This window comes from Pannus brasiliensis CCIBt3594 (genome assembly GCF_036688125.1).
Taxonomy (GTDB): Bacteria; Cyanobacteriota; Cyanobacteriia; order Cyanobacteriales; family Microcystaceae; genus Pannus; species Pannus brasiliensis.
The window spans coordinates 20,040-39,521 of record NZ_JBAFSM010000045.1 but is presented as its reverse complement, the minus strand read 5'-3'; the positions used below and the strand labels follow the sequence as shown (position 1 = coordinate 39,521).

At 50.5% G+C, this 19,482-nt stretch carries 19 protein-coding genes; 13 read left to right on the top strand and 6 right to left on the bottom strand.

Features of this window, described 5'->3' with window-relative positions; translation table 11 throughout:
* Positions 1-53: 53 nt before the first annotated feature.
* Complete coding sequence (locus V0288_RS19405; RefSeq protein ID WP_332866815.1) at positions 54-797, bottom strand: HAD family hydrolase; 744 nt, start codon at positions 795-797, stop codon at positions 54-56.
* 224 nt (positions 798-1,021) lie between these two features.
* Here V0288_RS19405 and V0288_RS19400 point away from each other — a divergent pair, with 224 nt between their 5' ends.
* Complete coding sequence (locus V0288_RS19400) at positions 1,022-1,276, top strand: hypothetical protein (RefSeq protein WP_332866814.1); 255 nt, start codon at positions 1,022-1,024, stop codon at positions 1,274-1,276.
* A 377-nt stretch (positions 1,277-1,653) separates the two neighbouring features.
* Here the strand turns inward: V0288_RS19400 and asnS are convergent, their stop codons facing one another.
* Positions 1,654-3,018, bottom strand: coding sequence for an asparagine--tRNA ligase (asnS, locus tag V0288_RS19395; protein WP_332866813.1), 1,365 nt, complete (start codon positions 3,016-3,018; stop codon positions 1,654-1,656).
* 186 nt (positions 3,019-3,204) lie between these two features.
* Positions 3,205-3,960 (bottom strand): sterol desaturase family protein, encoded by a 756-nt coding sequence (locus V0288_RS19390; protein WP_332866812.1) that lies wholly within the window; start codon positions 3,958-3,960, stop codon positions 3,205-3,207.
* 371 nt (positions 3,961-4,331) lie between these two features.
* Here V0288_RS19390 and V0288_RS19385 point away from each other — a divergent pair, with 371 nt between their 5' ends.
* The 12 genes from V0288_RS19385 to V0288_RS19330 all read left to right on the top strand — a co-directional run bounded on the left by V0288_RS19385 (position 4,332) and on the right by V0288_RS19330 (position 17,038).
* A complete protein-coding gene (locus V0288_RS19385) occupies positions 4,332-5,363 on the top strand; it encodes a tyrosine-type recombinase/integrase (protein ID WP_332866811.1) in 1,032 nt (343 codons plus the stop codon).
* A gap of 83 nt (positions 5,364-5,446) precedes the next feature.
* Positions 5,447-6,352 (top strand): hypothetical protein, encoded by a 906-nt coding sequence (locus V0288_RS19380; protein WP_332866810.1) that lies wholly within the window; start codon positions 5,447-5,449, stop codon positions 6,350-6,352.
* 112 nt (positions 6,353-6,464) lie between these two features.
* On the top strand, positions 6,465-6,896 hold the full coding sequence (locus V0288_RS19375; RefSeq protein ID WP_332866809.1) for a hypothetical protein: 432 nt from the start codon (positions 6,465-6,467) through the stop codon (positions 6,894-6,896).
* A 180-nt stretch (positions 6,897-7,076) separates the two neighbouring features.
* Positions 7,077-10,283 carry a DEAD/DEAH box helicase family protein gene (locus V0288_RS19370; protein ID WP_332866808.1) on the top strand — a complete coding sequence of 1,069 codons (3,207 nt, stop codon included), beginning with the start codon at positions 7,077-7,079 and terminating at the stop codon, positions 10,281-10,283.
* Between the two features lie 811 nt (positions 10,284-11,094).
* A complete protein-coding gene (locus V0288_RS19365) occupies positions 11,095-11,457 on the top strand; it encodes an ATP synthase subunit I (protein ID WP_332866807.1) in 363 nt (120 codons plus the stop codon).
* Positions 11,458-11,516: 59 nt separating this feature from the next.
* Positions 11,517-12,266 (top strand): F0F1 ATP synthase subunit A, encoded by a 750-nt coding sequence (atpB, locus tag V0288_RS19360; protein WP_332866806.1) that lies wholly within the window; start codon positions 11,517-11,519, stop codon positions 12,264-12,266.
* A 222-nt stretch (positions 12,267-12,488) separates the two neighbouring features.
* Positions 12,489-12,734, top strand: coding sequence for an ATP synthase F0 subunit C (gene atpE, locus V0288_RS19355; RefSeq protein ID WP_332866805.1), 246 nt, complete (start codon positions 12,489-12,491; stop codon positions 12,732-12,734).
* 92 nt (positions 12,735-12,826) lie between these two features.
* Complete coding sequence (locus tag V0288_RS19350; RefSeq protein WP_332866804.1) at positions 12,827-13,258, top strand: F0F1 ATP synthase subunit B'; 432 nt, start codon at positions 12,827-12,829, stop codon at positions 13,256-13,258.
* Positions 13,259-13,287: 29 nt separating this feature from the next.
* Entirely contained in the window at positions 13,288-13,827 is a 540-nt protein-coding gene (locus tag V0288_RS19345) for a F0F1 ATP synthase subunit B (RefSeq protein WP_332866803.1), read from the top strand.
* Complete coding sequence (atpH, locus tag V0288_RS19340; RefSeq protein ID WP_332866802.1) at positions 13,828-14,376, top strand: ATP synthase F1 subunit delta; 549 nt, start codon at positions 13,828-13,830, stop codon at positions 14,374-14,376. It abuts the gene before it with no gap.
* Between the two features lie 60 nt (positions 14,377-14,436).
* On the top strand, positions 14,437-15,945 hold the full coding sequence (gene atpA / locus V0288_RS19335; RefSeq protein WP_332866801.1) for a F0F1 ATP synthase subunit alpha: 1,509 nt from the start codon (positions 14,437-14,439) through the stop codon (positions 15,943-15,945).
* Between the two features lie 145 nt (positions 15,946-16,090).
* Entirely contained in the window at positions 16,091-17,038 is a 948-nt protein-coding gene (locus tag V0288_RS19330) for a F0F1 ATP synthase subunit gamma (RefSeq protein WP_332866800.1), read from the top strand.
* Between the two features lie 956 nt (positions 17,039-17,994).
* Here the strand turns inward: V0288_RS19330 and V0288_RS19325 are convergent.
* The 3 genes from V0288_RS19325 to V0288_RS19315 form a co-directional block, all read right to left on the bottom strand.
* On the bottom strand, positions 17,995-18,369 hold the full coding sequence (locus V0288_RS19325) for a cyclic nucleotide-binding domain-containing protein (protein WP_422662030.1): 375 nt from the start codon (positions 18,367-18,369) through the stop codon (positions 17,995-17,997).
* A gap of 8 nt (positions 18,370-18,377) precedes the next feature.
* Positions 18,378-18,695, bottom strand: coding sequence for a hypothetical protein (locus V0288_RS19320; protein ID WP_332866798.1), 318 nt, complete (start codon positions 18,693-18,695; stop codon positions 18,378-18,380).
* An 81-nt stretch (positions 18,696-18,776) separates the two neighbouring features.
* Positions 18,777-19,421 carry a histidine phosphatase family protein gene (locus V0288_RS19315; protein ID WP_332866797.1) on the bottom strand — a complete coding sequence of 215 codons (645 nt, stop codon included), beginning with the start codon at positions 19,419-19,421 and terminating at the stop codon, positions 18,777-18,779.
* Between the last annotated feature and the right edge of the window lie 61 nt (positions 19,422-19,482).

Genomic DNA, 19,482 nt, shown 5'->3' with positions numbered 1-19,482 from the left:
CTTGAGACATGACGAGAGTGGCGCGCGCTCCCCTCATTTTATTAACTGGTTATTCACTCTACAGGATTATCGGGGCGCGATCGTTCCCGATCGACCTCGGCGCTCCCGGCGAAAAATCGCTCGATCCGATCGAGATCCAACTGGGAGAAATTATCGATCGCCCAGTTCGATACCCTCTGCATGAAGTGAAATGGATAGGTATGGGCGATTCCCACCACCTGCATCCCGGCGCGTTTGGCCGCCTCGCACCCCGCGAAGGTATCCTCGATCACCAGACAGTCCGCCGGCTGTAACTGTAAATTGAAATCCCAGCGATTAAATCGTTCGACCGCCAGTAAATACCCGTCCGGTTGTGGTTTACTGCCCGTTATCTCGTCTCCAGTGACGATAACGCTAAAATACTCCCGAATCCCCGTCCGATCGAGGATGTATTCCACTTCCGATCGCGCCGCGCCCGTCACCAGACCGATCGGCAGTTCCCGCGTTCTCACCCGCTTGAGAAAGGCGATCGTGTCCTGATACACGGGCAATTCCGTTAATTTTTCGATTCTTTCCCGATATAGCCGCTTTTTCTTGTCGATTAATATTGTTAGATAGTCTTCCGTGGCGCTCCGACCGCGACGGGCGAGAATGTCCCGTAAACAGGCCCGATCGCTCCGTCCCAGGCAGATCTGGCTGAATTCCGACCCGACGGGAAGCAGATTTTCCCCGATCAGCACCTCGTCGAGCAATTCGTGATGGATCGGTTCGTCGTTGATAATCACCCCGTTAAAATCGAACAGAACAGTCTTTAACATGGAGACCTACACGCGGGAATAGAATTTCGGGTCGGGATAGACTCGCGGGAAAAGCGATCGGGAGACGATCGATTACGAATTAATGTGTTTTTGACAGGAAAGTTAATAAACCGTCAATATTTTTGATTATACAGGGTAACTCCCGATCGCCAGATGGTAACGATGCCTACAGCCCTCGATCGCGCGAGAGCGGTAGGCTAGGACGGCACTAGCGAGAAAAACCGATGAAAGTCGAATCCATCCGTCAAGAACAACTAGACGGCACCTATGAAACCCTCACGGAAGTCGTGTTTAGCGGCGTTGATAGTCTCTGTATTCTATCCAGGTCGATGATCCGGGCGATCGGCCGGCCGGGAGTCGATAGCGATCTCGAATTCCTCGGCTCGGGCGATCGCTGGGCGATGGTCTGGACGTACCCGCGTCTGTCACTAGAGGAAGTTTTCGGGGTGATCGACGGGGTATTACCCGCGAGAGTGTAGGATTTTCTCTAAATCTCGATAATCACGCGTGAATCGCCCCGTTTTCGGGTCTAGCGAGAGCGTCGTGCCGGAGCGATCGAACTCCAGACCCACAAGCGTCTATCCCACCGGCCCCGCGGGAATCGGGACGGAGCGGGTTCGATCGCTCCGAGACAAACCCACGCGCCCCCAGAAAAAAAATGGGCGAGGGTTCGCTCTCTCTCGTTCGTTTCGGGGAGATCTGGCAAGATTTTTCTACCGAAAGATAGTTGACGTAATGCGTTTTTTATAATGTATCGCTCTCCCGATATAACTCCCCCGCGCTCCTATCCCACCATCAAAATTCCCTCGACTCGCGACGATCGGCCGGAAACGACGGCCGATCGTTTCCCGACTTCCTAAAATTCCGCGCTCAAAGGAGTCCGCGGGAAGGGAATCACATCGCGAATATTCCCCATTCCTGTCATGAACTGAACCAGGCGCTCGAATCCGAGACCGAACCCCGCGTGAGGAACGGAACCGTAGCGCCGTAAGTCCAAATACCACCAGAGATCGTCGGGATTCATCCCCTGTTCCTCGATCCGGCGGATTAATACGTCTAATCGTTCCTCCCGTTGGGAACCGCCGATAATTTCGCCGATTTTCGGGGCGAGAATATCCATCGCCGAAACCGTTTTATCGTTGTCATCGAGACGCATATAAAACGCCTTGATACTTTTCGGATAATTGGTAACGATGACGGGTTTTTTGAATAATTCTTCCGCGAGATAGCGCTCGTGTTCCGATTGCAGATCGACTCCCCATTCCACGGGATACTCGAAAGTTCTATCGGCTTTTTCCAATAGTTCGATCGCTTCCGTGTAGGTAATTCTGGCGAACTCGTTGTGAATGATATTCTCCGCGGTCGCGATCACCGTATTATCGATGCGATCGTTAAAAAAGGCCATATCCTCCGCGCAGGTTTCGAGGACGTAACGGAAAATATATCTTAAAAACTCCTCGGCCAGATCTCGATCGCCCTCCAAGTCGCAGAAAGCCATCTCCGGTTCCACCATCCAAAACTCCGCGAGGTGACGGGAAGTATTGGAATTCTCCGCGCGAAAAGTCGGCCCGAACGTGTAGACATTCTGAAACGCCATCGCCATCACTTCCGCCTCTAACTGTCCGCTAACGGTTAAATAGGCGCGTTTTCCGAAAAAATCTTGCGAGAAATCCGCCGGTTTCGTCAGATCCAAGCCCGTCACGGTGAATAATTCCCCCGCGCCCTCGCAGTCGTTCGCCGTAATAATCGGGGTATGCACCCACAAAAAGCCTCTTTCTTGAAAAAAGGTATGGATAGCGGTCGCGCAGGCGTTGCGAACCCGCATTACCGCGCCTAGCGTGTTCGTTCTGCCCCGTAAATGGGCGATCGAGCGGAGAAATTCAAAAGAATGGCGTTTTTTCTGAAGGGGATAATCCGCGGGACAGTCGCCGTAGAGAATCACGGAATCGGCTTTCAGTTCGATATTCTGCCCTTTTCCGGGGGACGGAACCAGGGTTCCCGATACCTCTACCGACGCTCCCGTACCGATCGTCTTTAGTACAGTATCGTAATCGGTCAGAGCGGGATCGAGAATCACCTGTAGGTTCGCCATCGAGGAACCGTCATTGACTTCCAGAAAGGTGAACTCTTTTAACTCCCGTTTCGTTCTCACCCAACCCTGTACCGTAACGGCTTCGCTCGGTTGACCCGTTTTCAAGATCTCTTTAATTCTAGTAGCCATTCGCGCCTCGCTATCAGTCCCTAGCAAGGGCTATTGTAACAAGTCGGGTGTCGGGTGTCGGGGGCAGGGTGTCGGGAGAAATAAGAGTCCTCTCGCACCATTCGTTTTGGAGGGTATAAAAACTTCAAAAACTAGGACTATACAAGATGAATAGGGTTCAAGTGCAATTTTTAGCTAGAAAATGCTTTATTCTTCCTCCTGACAACCAACTACTGACTCCTGGCTCCTTAACCACCCCGTCTCTTTCACCTCTGTCCCGCAAATTCGATCCCAGAAGGTAAAATACAGTCCGTAATGAACCGTGTAGCGACGGTGATGGATGGCGTGGTGAGCGGAACCGATCAACCATTGCCCCGACGGGCGATCGCCGGATTCCGGGGGGAATACCTCGAATCCTAGATGATTGTAAACCGCCCAAACCGTCATGGTGAAGAGCGCCGCGAATAACGTGACCGCGTGAAGGGGAACGATCGCGACGATACCGAGAAAAAAGAGGGTTTGAACGAGCGCTTCCGGGATATCGAACGCGAAGGATGTCCAGGGAGTCGGATCGCCACTCCGGTGATGCCCGGAATGTATCCAGCGAAAAAGCGCCGGATGGTGGAATAGACGGTGTAGGAAATAAAAATAGGTGTCCTGAAGAACGAGGACGGCGAGGAAACTGATAGCCGGATACCACGCGCCGTACCGGTTAAAATCACTGTAAATCAGCGTGATTCCCGAATCGTACCCGGCCAGAATCCCGACGGCACCGAGCGCGAAAATCAACCCCGAAGCGATCGACATCCCGATGTCCTCGCGGATCGATCGGGCCGACGGGCCCCGCGCCTTACCGAGAACCCGATAGAATAGCCAGTACGCTCCCCCGGCGATCGCGAAGTAACGGGCGACGATCATCCCGAAAAGAACAAGCCATTTACCACAAAACGCCTGAAATGTCAATAGAATTTTCCCTCGCCCCTGAAACCGTACCCCGATTGTCCCGGTTCCAGCCGATTCTTGTCTAGCGATACAGTTCGATCGCTCTTCTAGGTCAATTCTAGAACCCCCGCGGGAGAATTGCCGCCGCCCTCGGATAGAGATTCCCCCCGTCCGCGCCGGTCGATCGATCCCGCCCGCGCCCCGAGTGCAAATGTATTCTAATATTCGGTAGCCTCATTTACAATTACTTAATGAATGTTAATGCTTCCGGATAATTTTCCAAAGCTTTCTAAAACAACCCCGTTTAGCCTAAAAGCCAGGGCCCCCACTTACGCGCTGTCATAAAAATTGTCATATTAGTTTCAGAGTCAACCAAAGCGCCCTGAATTAATATGAAGCACCCACCAAAGCCAACCAAATCAGCAGAAACGCTTAGACTACGCCCCACAATCAATGGGAAAACCTATGTACTGCATATAGGCTCATGGTCAAACCAAAGCGACCACGACAAAGCCAATCGAATCGCCCAACTCATGTATGATGACTACCAAGCTGGTCTATTTGATTGCTCTTTAGAAAAATATAAACAACTGGTAAAAACACCGCGCCCTAAAGTAATCACCAAAGAGACCATAATCACCGACCTGGTTGCTGACATAGCTTCTAATCCAACCGTCCACACAATCCGGGAGAACGTTTTAGCGCACCTCCGGCGTTATCCCAAACCTATAAACTCACCGGTACAGGCTCAAGCTTTTGTAAATCACCTAGCCTCCCAATTAGCACCATCTACTGTATCGCAATATTTAGCCAGACTAAAGCATATTTGCCAACCCCTTTTCAGTAGCATTAAGCCACCCAGCCAAGCTTACCAATTACCTGAAGTCCATTCCCAAACTGACCTGGAAGCCATATTTAAAGCTTTAGAAAACTTTGAATATTTACCTTATCTAATTCTCCTAAGCCAACTTGGTACCAGACCGAGTGAGCTTTTGGCACTCCACTGGAGCGATGTGAATTTAAGCGAACGTTTCGTTATTATCAGATTTTCTCTGAACACGAAAGGGGAAATTAAAGCGACCAAAACGAACAAAGTGCGCCGGGTTTCTTTAACTTTGAAAGCTTTGGAAACTTTAACCAAACTTCGCAATACCAACCTGAACCAAACCGGTCTAGTCTTCCAAAATTCAGAAGGAATCCCTCTTAAACTAGCTACCATCCGAGCCGCCTATTACCGGACCCTAGAAGCCAGCGGAATTCCCAAAAGTCGTCTCTATAAATTTCGCGGCACAGTTGCCACCAGATTACTAGAAAAAGGCTTTACTCCGACCGCAGTAGCGCAGACTCTAGGTAACTCACCGGTCACTTTAATGAACCGCTATATTGGCATCACCAACCAGATTACCATCGATAGCTTGGACTAATCTAAAACCTAATCGAACTAAGGCTTTCTGCTTCTTTAAAGCGCGTTAAATTTAATCTATGTAAGCTTGTGGAGTTAACCAAAATGAAGACCACCAAAATTTACCAAAAGTGTGAACAAAATTTTCCATTGACTTCAGAGTTTTTCTATAAAAGGTCACGAGCCAAAGATGGTTTTACAACCTACTGTAAACTATGCGTAAGTAAAGCTACTTTAGAATCCTACCGTAAAAGAGTGAGCACCGAAGAGGGTCGTGCTAAAGCCAGAGAAACCACCCGTAAATCTCAGCGGAAAATGAGAAGCACCGAAGAAGGTCGCGCTAAAGCCAACGAAGCCAGCCGGAAAATGAGAAGCACTGAAGAAGGTCGCGCTAAACGTAACGAAGCCAATTGTAACTGGCGGAAAAAATACCCGGAGAAGAATACAGCTAATACCGTTGCCTACCGCGCTATGAAATTAGAGTCAAATCCCACCTACACCGGAAAACCCAGCGCCACCGCCTGGTCCAATCTAGAGAAACCCAAAATCAAGAATTTTTACCAAGAAGCCCAAGAGTCCAACCGAGAAGTTGACCATATCATCCCACTACGCCCAGATGAGCTTCCGTTTCCGTGGTTACTTCCCATGTACCAAAACCGGCGTGATTTTCCAGACTTTGAGCCTCTTCACCGTAAATTCCAGGCCCGCTATGGTCTTTGCTGCGGTCTTCATGTCAGTGCTAATCTTCAGCTATTGGCACAATCAGAAAACGGGTCCAAGGGGAACCAATTTAGAACTTATCGGGAAACCCACGAAGCTATCTATATCCTAAGCGATGATGGAGAAAATTGGCTCCCCATTAAATCAGAAGAACTAGATAGCTATTCGTGGATTCAGCCTCAGCTTTATGTAGCGACCACGACCGCTAGAATCGAGCCTAAAAGACTCATAAATCGATTCGATAGTAAAATGCCTTTCCAGTCAATCCAAGCTCCCCAGAACTTAAAATAGAGCCAATCGGCGATGCGATAGCAACTATCAGTCGCCTATCTTTTTGTCCAGTAATAACATCCCTAGCCCAAACTATAGCTAGTATATAGTCACCCGGCTTAGGAATCGAGCTATGAAAACAAACAAAGTAACCCTGGAAGAGCTTTTAATCGCTGTAAACGAACTCAGAAGCCTAAATACCGACGAGTGGAACCAAATCCGGCGTTATAGGCGCGCTTTATATACCGATGAAGAAACCGCCCGCACTTTCCAAATCTCACCCTTACTAGCGCGTCTAATCTATCTCCAAACCGACCGTGACGAAGCAATCGAGCTAAATTACCGCTATGCTCCCTCTGGTAATGAGAATCCAATCTACCGCTACATTCAACCGGATAAAGGCTTAACCAAACTAATGGAAACAGCCTTACTTAGCGGAATAACAGAAGAAAGCCTGGTCAGCGATTACGGCTTGCATCCGAGCCACGTTTTCGCCGCCAAAACAAAGTACCCAAACTTATTTAAGCCCCTGGCTTTCAAACTCTCTATTACTCCCTACAATTAAAGAATAGTGGTTTTGGAGCAGAACCCGATTTCTCTAGCACTGTTCCACGCATTTTGGTAGATAATTTTCTCAAAACAAAGCGCCTAAGCTAGAGGGGCGCTTTTTATTTTGCCTGTAAAGTGGTCCCCGGTTCTATTTTAGTGCCTTATTGGTAAAGAAAATTATCTGCTGATAAACACTATGAAAAGCAACCACAGCAAATACCACGCCGAACTTGAAATTCCGTTTTCCTCTAGTCAAATCACCAGCCGGCGGACAACCTCCACAATCGTCCACAGCCAGCCAGAAATAGATTTTGCCAAGCGATTCATTGACCGCTCTGTAAGCTCTGAATTTTACGACCGCGCCACTTCACGCTACAAGAACTTGCATCGAGTCCTCCGGATTTGCGAATCGATTAAAACAATCTCCACAATTCCAGGTAGTAGCGGCACTTACGCAAAGCGTTTTGAAACCTTGCACCGCCGGATTCGCGGAATAAACATCAGCGCCATCTTATCCTACTTCCAAGCTTACATCCCGGAACTTGACAAATACGAGCACGACGACCTCGATGACGATGATGACGAATTTGAGCAACTCCGTGCAGACATTCTAGCTCGATACAAGCTAGACCCAAACAGTTTTACAGCCGACCAGATTGCCGAAATCAGAGAAAGCGAAGAGGAATTTTTCGCTATCAATATTTACCAATTTTACTCTCGCGCTGAGATTGCATACCAAGCGGAGCAAAGCTTGCACAAACTCGCTATTTCTCTAGCTAAAGATGCTGGTTTACCGCTTGCAAAGCTTCCGTTTAGCTCCCTAGAAAACTATAACGAAACCAGAACTGGCGATACCAAAATAATCGAGCAAGCGCGGTCCAAAAAAGCAATCAACATTGAAATTCCCACTAACTATCGCGATTCAAAAATTCTCGCTATCCACTCCCCAATAGGCACCGGCAAAAACGAAGGCGTAGCTAAAATAATCGCTGACTATTTATCGCTTGGTCAAAGAGTTCTCCTAATCACCCCACTCATTTCCCTCAGTCAAGATTCTTACCAAAACTATAACCATCTAAATCCAACCCTGTACAGCCAAACCGATAACTTTGAGAGCGCCAGCCTAACAAGTAAATTTGTGATTTGCACCATCAATTCGCTGGTAAAAATTCCACTCAACAAGAATGGTAGCCTCAACAAATTTGATTTAGTCATAGTCGATGAATCCGAATATTCACTCGAAACTCTGCTAACTTCCCCGACGCTAAGTTACAGAGAGCACATTATCACGAAAATCAAAATATGGTCTCGCGAGGCCTCCCAAATCATCTTAATGGACGCTTTTCTATCCGCCCTAACTCTAAGTTATTTTGAGCAAGCTTGCACAAAAAATGGTGAGCAACCATCCATTCAGATTCTAATAAACCATAACGCTTATCCAAAAACTTTCAAACCATATAATTCAGCGGCTGGTGCAATAGCGAGCATTACCAACGAAGTCTTAAACTCTGTAAAATCGGGTCAAAAAATCGCGATTGCTACTGACTCCAAAACTGAAGCCCGACTCTTGGAAAAACTCATAATCGAGCGCTTTCCGACCACAAAGCTACTATCGATTTACAGAGGTCAAACCAGCGCCAATGAGAAGCTAATTGAGCAGTTTTTATCAAATCCCACCGTTGAATCCAGTAACTATCAGGTCATCATCTACACTCAACGAATGACCGCTGGCGTATCGATTAAAAATGATGAATTCCAGAACGTTTTCTTGTTCGCGGGTTCGATGGTAACTGATGCGAAAAACTTACATCAACTCTGTGGTCGATTCAGAAAAGCAAGCACAATCCATTACCAAATTCAGCCTAAAGTAGACTTAAAAAAGCTAAACCTGACTCCAGTTTGCCCGGTTGAAGTGATGGAAAAAGTCATGAGCGGTGCTAAAGCTAACGAGCTAATTTCGCCTAAAATTGATAACACCACAGGTCTATCGATACTTTCCGAAGACTTGATTCCAGACTATCGAGCTTACGCAAACATAATCGCGAACAGGTCCAAATCTTTACGAAACCTGAAAGCAGAATTTGAAGCCCTAATCGATACCAGAATCCACAGAAGAACCATTTGTACTGAATTAAACAATGAGGAATCCAAGCCAATTTTCAAGCTGAGAGAAAAAGCCCGCTCAAAAGTAACTGCGGAAGACATAACCGGCATTTTCAAAATAACCCATGAGTCGGATAAAACTATGGAACTTAACGAATACCTGGACTTACTTTCCGCGAAAGAAAACCGAACCTATGAGGAAAATTGTTTCCTGAAAAACCATCGCTCGCGCCAACTAATCCAAATAGCCGAGAAAGATACTAACTCTCTAACTTTCCGTGACTATTTAGGAATTACCCACATTTTCACAAAACCCAAAGCAACTGAAAACAGTCTTTTCGCGTTGCAATCTCACGAGCAAGCGCTAGAGTTTGCCCATCGTTCAATCTCTGGTTTTATCGCCGATTACAAATCTCCTGTCGCCGTTCAGAAGCATTGGAAAGAATCCGGCTTAGAAAACTTCATAAAACACCATCTTGCTAAATACCTGCTTACTAGCAAAGCCAAATCCAACCAAATTCTCGCTTTAGGTAACATCAAGAAAACCATAGCAGACTGGCTAATTGAAAACCAACCGGTGGGTACAATTCAGAGCGTTGCCGAGTTTCAAGAAAGCCTCTTAAATTACGCCAGAAAGAACCGAGAAGAGCTTCAAGACCTATTCGGTTTAAATCCATCCGCGTTGGTAATTCCTGAAACCCTTGACAACGATGCAGAATCCTTGAAAGACTTGAAAAAGAGTCAAGGTCACTACTTTAAGAACTTCTTAGCCTCATTTGGAATCGCCACAATGAGAACCAACATGAAAATTGATGGTAAAGTGGAAAAAATCCGCGTTCTAGATTCCACTGGTGCGATAGTAATCGTAGCCAACGCGATTCTAAAAGCTCGCCAACTTGCTATAAAATCCTTAAACCGACTGGCAAGCAAATTAACCAGCACAGCGAAAATGGATGAATTCAAAGCCACTTTAAACCAGATGAAAACGTTTGAGAAAGCGGCTAACATCGATATTCGGTCAGCGCGCACTCCATTCTCACTGTGCTCAATCCTCGGTAATCCGGAAACTCGATTACCCCACTTATGGGAACCCCATTTCCTAAAAGCGATTCTAGAAGTTTACCCACTTCCTAGCTCCGAACTATTGCATGAATCACCTGAATCATATTCCTGGTTCGGTTACTTGCCAGCACCTAAATCAGACAGCGAACTAGCGTTCTTACGTGAGTGGATTAGCAAAAACCGGCGCAAATTTGCTTACTTTACAAACCAGTATGGTTATCAGCAAATAGCCTACTAATCAAATTTGACCATTTTGGCTTGCCGACTAGCTTAGCTTATAAAACCACATAAGAGCCAGTTAGCAAGCCTCCGTGGTCCAAATTCACGCGATTGGGCTTGCATTTGCTTTCTAGCTTAACTGACCGTCGTTACTGCGCGCTGAAGGGATACCGAGACTTTGCAAAAGGGACAATGTAATTCTCTAAAGCAATAAATAGACGCTTACATTGTCACATCGAGCTTTTCCCGGTACCGAGACTTTACAAAAGGGACAATGTAATTCTCTAAAGCAATAAATAGACGCTTACATTGTCACATCGAGCTTTTCCCGGTACCGACCAGTCTACTAACCATTAAACTCGGACCGGTCCAAGCAAACCAGCCAGTAGCGCCCCCAGCCGTAAGTTCAGTCAAAGTCTGCCTAAACTCAATCGAGCTAAAATAGAACCAGACTCGCCACCCGCACCCGCACGCGTGATTATAACACACTTTTAGTCAAAAGGTTTACCTAACGTCATACGGGTCGGCTATATCAAAGCGCCGAAACGATAGCAAATCAGCATGAATTCAAGCCACCGTCTAGATTTGTCGTCTAGCACCTCTCTGTCTGCTCTCTGAAAGCTAGTCGTGCCAATCAGTTCGCTCGCTACTTAATACTCACTTAATAATTGTTCGCGATCCCGTGGTAATATTGCTTGTGGCTTACCCGACCGTCCGGAAAGGTGAGTCGATCGCACCGAAAGATCGTCTATCGCTGATTAGGTACCCCCTTGTCTGACCCCTCGATCGAAACCCCCTCCCCGATCGATCCGGCCCCGGATCGCGATCCCATGCGGGACTATTACCAACTGCGGAACACCTTACTGATCACGACGCTCGCGATCAGTGGCGGACTGTTTCTCGCGGTGTGGGCTTTCTACTCCTTGAACACCGCTCTCAACTATTTATTAGGGGCGCTGGTGGGATTGGTCTACCTCAACCTATTAGCGGGAGAGGTGGAGAAATTGGGCGCGGGTAAGAGACAGGTGAGCAAGAAAGGGTTAGCCCTGTTCGCGGGACTGATCATTCTCGCCAGTCGATGGCAGGAACTGCACATCGTACCGGTTTTTCTCGGATTTCTCACCTATAAAGCGGCCATCATCGTCTACACCCTGCAAAGCGTGTTCGCGCCACCGGGGAAAACGAACGAGTGAAAAGCCGACAACGGTAGGGAATTCCGATCTACAAGCCCCCGATTTGTCCGAAGGTGGAAATGTTAGACAGTTTACGTGTTCTGAATTCTTTTGGCCTCGCCACGCTAGAGGTCGGGCAACACTGGTACTGGAACATCGGCGGATTAAAAGTTCACGGTCAAGTCTTATTCGTATCTTGGATCGTTTTCGCTCTTTTGATCGTCGCCTCGATCGCCGCCACCTCGAACGTCCAGAAAGTCCCCGGCGGGATTCAAAACCTGATGGAGTACGTTCTGGAGTTCTTGCGAGATCTGGCGAAAAACCAGTTAGGGGAAAAAGATTACCGTCCGTGGTTGCCCTTCATCGGCACCCTATTTTTATTTATTTTCGTGTCCAACTGGCTCGGCGCGTTAATTCCCTGGAAAGTGTTCGAGCTTCCCGAGGGAGAACTCGCCGCTCCCACGAACGATATCAATACCACGGTCGCTTTAGCCCTGCTCACCTCCCTCGCTTACTTCTACGCGGGGATCAGCAAAAAAGGACTCGGCTACTTCGCCCACTACCTGGAACCGATTCCCGTGCTTTTGCCGATCAAAATTTTAGAAGACTTTACTAAACCCCTATCCCTGAGCTTCCGTCTTTTCGGGAACATCCTCGCGGATGAACTGGTGGTAGCGGTGTTAGTAGCCCTCGTTCCCCTGTTCGTACCTTTACCGATCATGGCCCTGGGTCTATTCACCAGCGCCATCCAGGCTCTCGTGTTCGCCACCCTCGCGGGCGCGTACATCCACGAGGCGATCGAATCGGAGCACGAAGAGGAACACGGGTAGAAAGAAAATTTCTTAGACGAAAAGTGTCCGTTTAATAGGATAATAGCTAAGAAATTTCTTTCGGGAATTCAGAAACTCGAAACTCTGGATTCTTCGATCGATCGAATGAAAAACCGCAAGGGGAGTTTTTAGCAGAAAACCGGCCGTATTCCAGGCCCGGAACGCGCTCTCTTCGACAACAAAACCGTTGAAATCGATTAGTAAATAGAGGAAAAAATCACTATGAACCCGACCATCGCCGCCGCTTCCGTTATCGCCGCCGCTCTCGCCGTTGGTCTCGCCGCTATCGGCCCCGGTGTCGGTCAAGGTACCGCCTCCGGTGAAGCCGTTTCCGGGATCGCCCGTCAGCCCGAAGCGGAAGGAAGAATCCGCGGTACGCTCCTGTTAAGCTTGGCGTTCATGGAATCCCTGACCATTTACGGCTTGGTTATCGCTCTCGTGTTACTGTTCGCGAACCCCTTCGCGTAACTTGTAAAGTTCGAGGATTCGGGAGTCGGGGAGTACGATTCCCCTCCCGATCCCGAAACCCCCGATCTCCCGTACTGACTAGGTAACGCGCCATGTTTGATTTCGATGCCACCCTGCCCGTCATGGCCCTCCAGTTTATTATCCTGGCGGTGATCCTGAACGCGGTTTTCTACAAACCCCTGAGTAAAGTTCTCGACGATCGGGCCGAATACCTCCGACAATCGGAAAGCGCCGCGAAAGAACAACTCGCCAAAACCGAACAACTGGCTAAAGATTACGAGACCCAACTCTCCGAAGCCCGGAAGCAATCCCAAGAAATTATCGCCGCCGCCCAGGCCGAAGCCCAGAAACTAGCGGGCGATCGGATCGCCGAAGCGCAGAGAGAAGCGATCGCCCGCAAAGAAGCCGTAGCCGCCGAGATCGCCCGCGAGAAAGAAGAAGCCTTCCGTTCCCTAGAGGGACAAGTCGAAACGCTCTCCCGTCAGATCCTCGAAAAATTACTCGGCCCGGAGCTAGTTCGATAACCCGACGTTAGCAGTTACCCGAAAAATCTATGCTCGATAACATTTTATTCTTAGCCACGGAAGCTCACGAGGCGGCGGAAGGGGGATTCGGGTTAAATTTCAATATATTGGAAACTAACCTGTTCAACCTGGCCATCCTACTGGGTCTGATCGTGTTTTACGGCCGGAAAGTGCTGGGCAATATCCTCGGCGATCGCCGCGCGAAAATCGCCGAAGCCCTCGCGGAAGTCGAGGGACGGAAAAATAAAGCCGCCGCCGCCCTAGCCGAAGAACAGAAAAAACTCGCCGAAGCCAAAGCCGAAGCCGGGCGGATCGTGAGTACCGCCAACCAACGCGCCCGAGTGATCGCGGACGAGATCGCCAAAAAGGCCGACCTCGATATCGCCAAAATGCAGGAAGCCGCGACGAAAGACCTCTCCGCCGAACAGGAACGGGTTCTCGCCGACTTGAGAAAACGGATCGCCGAACTGGCGATCGCCAATGTCGAATCCCGTCTCGCCGGTGGTCTCGAAGGTTCCACCCAGCAGACTTTAATCGATCGGGCCCTGGCGAACCTAGGAGGGAAATAAATGAAAGGAACGTTAATTAGCTCGGAAATCGCCGAACCTTACGCCCAGGCGTTACTATCGGTCGCTCAATCCAACGGACTGCTCGATCGCTTCAGCGACGAGATCCGTTCTTTATTAGAAACCCTCGAACAATCCGCCGATTTACGAGACTTCATCGCCAACCCCGTGATCAAGGAAGACGCGAAAAAAGAAGTTCTCTCGCGCGTTTTAGGCAGTGAAACCCATCCCTTCCTCGCCAACTTTATCCGGCTCCTGATCGACAAACGCCGGATTCAGTTCCTCGAACCCGTCGGGCAACAGTACCTCGCCCTCGCCCGCGAACTCACCAATACCGTCCTCGCGGAAGTTTCCTCGGCCACCGAGTTAAACGACAGCCAACGCCAGACGGTGAGCGACAAAGTGAAAGCCCTCACCGGCGCGCGCGTGGTCGAACTGAAAACCTCGATCGATCCCGATCTGATCGGCGGGGTCGTCATCAAAGTCGGTTCGCAGGTGTTCGATGCCAGCGTCCGCGGTCAACTGCGTCGCTTGAGCCTCAGCCTTCGGTAGAGAAGTGCCTCGATCTCGATTTTTTAGTCACCCTTTCCCTCGTTTTTAAGCAACAAAACTATGGTAGCTATCAGACCCGACGAAATCAGCACGATTATTCGCCAACAGATCGAGTCCTACAATCAGGAAGTCCAGGTTTCCAACGTGGGAACCGTTCTCCAGGTGGGTGACGGAACCGCCCGTATCTACGGCCTCCAGCAAGCGATGGCCGGCGAACTGCTCGAATTTGAAGATGGAACCGTCGGTATCGCCCTTAACCTCGAAGAAGATAACGTCGGCGCCGTGTTAATGGGCGACGGTTTCGGGATTAAAGAAGGCGGTACGGTGAAAGCCACCGGACGGATCGCCCAGGTTCCCGTAGGGGAAGCCATGATCGGTCGCGTGGTAGACGCGCTCGGTCGTCCGATCGACGGCAAAGGCGACATCCTCACCAACGAAACCCGCCTCGTCGAATCTCCCGCCCCCGGTATCATCGCCCGGAAATCCGTCTGTGAGCCGATGCAGACCGGGATCACCGCCATCGACGCGATGATTCCCGTCGGCCGCGGTCAACGGGAGTTAATCATCGGCGACCGGAAAACCGGCAAAACGGCGATCGCCATCGACACGATCATCAACCAGAAATCCGAAGACGTGATCTGCGTGTACGTGGCGATCGGTCAGAAAGCCTCCACCGTCGCCCAGGTGATCGACACCCTCACCGAACGGGGCGCGATGGATTACACCGTCGTCGTCGCCGCCAACGCCAACGATCCCGCCACCCTTCAATACATCGCCCCCTACACGGGAGCCTCGATCGCCGAATACTTCATGTATAAAGGCAAGGCGACGCTGGTGATCTACGATGACCTCACCAAACAAGCCCAGGCTTACCGTCAGATTTCCCTGCTCATGCGTCGTCCTCCCGGTCGGGAAGCCTATCCCGGCGACGTGTTCTATCTCCACTCCCGTCTCCTCGAACGCGCGGCCAAACTCAGCGACGCGCTCGGTGGTGGTAGCATGACCGCCCTGCCGATCATCGAAACCCAAGCCGGTGACGTTTCGGCGTACATCCCCACCAACGTGATCTCGATCACCGACGGTCAGATCTTCTTAACCACCGACCTGTTTAACGCCGGTTTCCGTCCCGCCATCAACGCGGGGATCTCCGTGTCCCGCGTGGGTTCCGCGGCGCAAACCAAAGCGATGAAAAAAGTCGCCGGGAAACTGAAACTGGAACTCGCCCAGTTCGACGAACTGGAAGCCTTCGCGCAATTCGCCTCCGACCTCGACGCGGCGACCCAAGCCCAACTCGCCCGCGGTCAACGTCTGCGCCAGATCCTCAAACAGCCCCAGAACTTCCCCCTCGCGGTGTGGGAACAGGTCGCTCTCGTATACGCCGGTCTGAACGGTTATCTCGATGAAATTCCCGTCGAGAAAGTCACCGACTTCACCGCGGGACTTCGGGAGTATATCCAAACCACCAAACCCCGTTACACCGAGATCGTGATCAACACGAAGCAACTCGATGACGAGGCCGAAAAACTGCTCAAAGAAGCGATCACCGAGTACAAGCAAGCCTTCAAGTAATTGAGGAGCGAGGATAGGGAATTCACGATCGCTTACGTCGTGAATCCCTATTCATTCTTACTGTCTGATAGCGGTTCCGGATCGGGAAAAAAACGACTCCCGACTCCTGGCTCCTGACTCCTGACTCCTGACTCCTATTACTACCATGCCTAACCTAAAAGCGATTCGAGACCGGATTCAATCGGTCAAAAACACGAAAAAGATTACCGAGGCCATGCGTCTGGTGGCGGCGGCCAAAGTGCGGCGCGCCCAAGAGCAGGTTCTCGCCAGCCGTCCCTTCGCCGACGCGCTCGCGGAGGTACTGTTTAATTTACAAACCCGTCTCACTTTCGTGGACGCGAATTTACCCCTGCTCACCCAACGGGAAGTGAAAACCGTCGGGTTACTGGTGATCACCGGCGATCGGGGGCTGTGCGGTGGGTACAATACCAACGTCATCCGTCGCGCCGAACAGAGAATTAAAGAGTTAAAAGACCAGGGCATCAACTGTCAGTTGGTTCTCGCGGGCCGTAAAGCGGTTCAATACTTCGAGCGCCGCAACGCCCCGATCGCCGCCAAATACATCGGTCTCGAACAGATTCCCAACTCCAGCGAGGCCGGGACGATCGCCGACGAACTCCTTTCCCTGTTCCTCTCGGAAACGGTCGATCGGGTCGAGTTGATCTACACCCGTTTCATCTCCCTGATCAGTTCCCGTCCGGTGGTACAAACCCTCCTACCCCTGACCACCCAAGGATTAGCGGTACAGGATGACGAGATCTTCCGCCTGATCACCCGCGGCGGAAAATTACAGGTAGAACGGGAAAAAGTCGCCGCCCCGAAAGCGGAAATGTTCCCCCAAGATATGATCTTCGAGCAAGATCCCGTCCAGATCCTCGATTCCCTGCTTCCCCTGTACCTGAGTAACCAATTACTCCGGGCGCTACAGGAATCGGCGGCTAGTGAACTCGCGGCGCGGATGACCGCCATGAGCAACGCCAGCGATAACGCCAGCGACCTAATCGGCACCCTGACGCTAACCTATAACAAAGCCCGCCAGGCCGCCATCACCCAGGAACTACTGGAAGTGGTCGCGGGAGCTAACGCTTTATAGGATTGGAAAATTTTTCTCGGTATCGGTAGGGGTGGATTCGTCCTCCCCTTTTTTTTATGCCGATTTTCCGGGGTTCTAGTCGAGATACGGTCGGGAAAAGGAAGAGGGGCAAAAAAAGCCCGCTCTCGCCACCTTTCCCCTTTATAGCACCACGAGGTAAGGCTAGGACGATTCCGAGAGCGGGAAACCGACTCGCGGCTTACTTTCGCGATACCCTTTCCCCGTTACCCGACAACCTCTTCTAATTTGGAAAAATCGCTATTAGATCCACATATCGTAGGCCTCCCAGATCGCCCCTAGCCCGATCAGGCCATTGTGACAGATCGCCTCATTCTCTGGGGGGGGAGATTTTTTTTGCGGGGACGCTTGCTTGAAACCGAAAAATTGTCTATAATTGTCCAAGATCTTTCTTAGTTTGTCCAACATATCGAACTCCCTACTAATCGATGATTCGAGAAAATCCGCTCCTAACCCCCTCGGGAGGGATTATCGGGTCGGAATGGGATTGTGAAACCCATCACAACATTCGTTGCCGATAATATGGCTGTTTTACGGCGATCGGGAATCATTGTCGGGTTCTGGCACTTTTTGATGTCCGATCGAGCGTCAAAAGGTTTCAAAACGCGGACACGATGATAAACTTAGTCTAACTTTTCGCGCTCGATCTGGAAGGGGTTTGTAGCGATCGATACTTGGAATTATAACAAAAATTTAAAGATGGTGATCTCGGTCACACCGAGCCGAACCTTTAGGAGCGATTCGATTACTGGACCGGAAACCAACGGCTTATAGCGCCACGCGATAGGCGGCAGGCAAAGGTAAGCCGTGAGTCGGTTTCTCGCGCTCGGAATCGTTCTAACCTTACCTCGTAGCGCTATACAAGCCGGACGGGAGGGGAAAAGTTTCGGCTTCGAGTACAAGCCCCTCCCAAAAACCCGCCTCCCGCGGGCGATCGCTTACCGTCCGGTAATTTTTTTCAACCGGCGAAAGCGATCGGAATAACTCCGGATCACCTCGATAGCGAACATGGGCGTTTGCTGGATGGCGAAAAGGAAGTGAGATTTATCGAGATAGGCGAGTTTGCAGTCGGTTCTGGCGATCGCCGTCGATTCCCGCAGACGGTCCTCGTGGACGAGGGAACCGATCCCGAACACGTCGCCGGGAGCGATCGTTTCGATCGGTAGCCCGTGAACGTACATATCCACTTCCCCTTCGAGGACACCGTACATCACCTCTCCCTCGGTTCCGTCCTCGAAGATAATCTCGCCCGCTCGAAAAAATCGATCGGGATGATTCTCGAAGATTTTAATCGTGTCTACCGGACTTAACATACTACTGGTCAATTTTTTAAGGGTTCTCCCTTATTTTCGGACGAATTGAACTCGTCGATCATTTCTTCCGTATGAAGGATGACATCGGCACTGGCGATCGAGTGGTCGAGGAGATGCAGGTACTGTAATTTTCGGGTGAATTTCTGTAATTGTTGTTTTAAGTCGTGCATTCGGGCGGGATCGGCCGTATTTTCCAGGGCGATCGCCACTTCATCGCGCGCGATCTGGTAATAGGACTGTAGATCGCGGAAATAGGAATGGAGTTCCGTGACGATCGAGCGGATCGATCGATCCCCGCTCGCGAACACCGGTTTTTGCTGGTCCATATCGCTCTCCCCCGGAAAGTCCCCTGTCTCCACGATAGTCGATCGATCCCCGTCGCCCTCTCCATACGGAGAGATCGTCATTTACGTGCAGGGGAGAGAGCGCAGGTACTCGCTGAGGTGGGAACGGATGGCGATGGCGTGGAAATGAGGACCGCGGCTACCGAGTTCGACGATGCTCAAGCCCGCGACCGGCATTTCAAAGCGATCCCGGTAGCGTCCCACATCGATCCCCATCAGACTACAGAGCATGATCCGGATCGTCGCCTTGTGGGAGACGATCAGAATATTACCCCCGTCGTGGGAGCGTTCGATTTCCTCCAAAACGGCCGAGGAACGTCGGGCGATATCGATACCCCGCTCGCCTCCCGGCGGGGCCGTCCACGCGGGATCGGTTAGCCAACAGACGTAGAGATCGTGAAAGTCCCGATCGATCTCGTCCGGGTGTAGACCTTCCCAGCGACCGTAACCGATTTCCTGGAGTCCGGGGCGGATTTGCATCTTGATTCCCACGGCCTCGCAGAGCGGTTTCGCCGTCTGGATGGCGCGTTGGAGGGGACTGACGTAAACCGCTTCCCAGGGTAAAGACCGGTAAGCGTCGGCGAATTCTTCCGCCATTTCGATCCCTTCCGGGGTTAAGCCCGGATCGTTTTCCGGTGTACCACAATAGCCTCCCGTCTTGCTGTAGGCGGTCTGTCCGTGCCGTAAAAAATATAACATCAAGCCCATATTTTTCGAGGAATCAGGAGTCAGACGAATACGCGTTCTAATCTTATTATTCTCCGTCCTT

Excerpts from the sequence above, each read along its gene's own strand:
- V0288_RS19405 (WP_332866815.1), bottom strand. The coding sequence starts at position 797 with ATGTTAAAGACTGTTCTGTTCGATTTTAACGGGGTGATTATCAACGAC.
- V0288_RS19345 (WP_332866803.1), top strand. The coding sequence starts at position 13,288 with ATGCTCGATAACATTTTATTCTTAGCCACGGAAGCTCACGAGGCGGCG.
- asnS (WP_332866813.1), bottom strand. The coding sequence starts at position 3,018 with ATGGCTACTAGAATTAAAGAGATCTTGAAAACGGGTCAACCGAGCGAA.
- V0288_RS19350 (WP_332866804.1), top strand. The coding sequence starts at position 12,827 with ATGTTTGATTTCGATGCCACCCTGCCCGTCATGGCCCTCCAGTTTATT.
- V0288_RS19380 (WP_332866810.1), top strand. The coding sequence starts at position 5,447 with ATGAAGACCACCAAAATTTACCAAAAGTGTGAACAAAATTTTCCATTG.
- atpB (WP_332866806.1), top strand. The coding sequence starts at position 11,517 with ATGTTAGACAGTTTACGTGTTCTGAATTCTTTTGGCCTCGCCACGCTA.
- V0288_RS19320 (WP_332866798.1), bottom strand. The coding sequence starts at position 18,695 with ATGGACCAGCAAAAACCGGTGTTCGCGAGCGGGGATCGATCGATCCGC.
- V0288_RS19325 (WP_422662030.1), bottom strand. The coding sequence starts at position 18,369 with ATGTTAAGTCCGGTAGACACGATTAAAATCTTCGAGAATCATCCCGAT.
- V0288_RS19370 (WP_332866808.1), top strand. The coding sequence starts at position 7,077 with ATGAAAAGCAACCACAGCAAATACCACGCCGAACTTGAAATTCCGTTT.
- atpE (WP_332866805.1), top strand. The coding sequence starts at position 12,489 with ATGAACCCGACCATCGCCGCCGCTTCCGTTATCGCCGCCGCTCTCGCC.
- V0288_RS19315 (WP_332866797.1), bottom strand. The coding sequence starts at position 19,421 with ATGGGCTTGATGTTATATTTTTTACGGCACGGACAGACCGCCTACAGC.
- V0288_RS19330 (WP_332866800.1), top strand. The coding sequence starts at position 16,091 with ATGCCTAACCTAAAAGCGATTCGAGACCGGATTCAATCGGTCAAAAAC.
- V0288_RS19400 (WP_332866814.1), top strand. The coding sequence starts at position 1,022 with ATGAAAGTCGAATCCATCCGTCAAGAACAACTAGACGGCACCTATGAA.
- atpH (WP_332866802.1), top strand. The coding sequence starts at position 13,828 with ATGAAAGGAACGTTAATTAGCTCGGAAATCGCCGAACCTTACGCCCAG.
- V0288_RS19385 (WP_332866811.1), top strand. The coding sequence starts at position 4,332 with ATGAAGCACCCACCAAAGCCAACCAAATCAGCAGAAACGCTTAGACTA.
- atpA (WP_332866801.1), top strand. The coding sequence starts at position 14,437 with ATGGTAGCTATCAGACCCGACGAAATCAGCACGATTATTCGCCAACAG.
- V0288_RS19375 (WP_332866809.1), top strand. The coding sequence starts at position 6,465 with ATGAAAACAAACAAAGTAACCCTGGAAGAGCTTTTAATCGCTGTAAAC.
- V0288_RS19365 (WP_332866807.1), top strand. The coding sequence starts at position 11,095 with ATGCGGGACTATTACCAACTGCGGAACACCTTACTGATCACGACGCTC.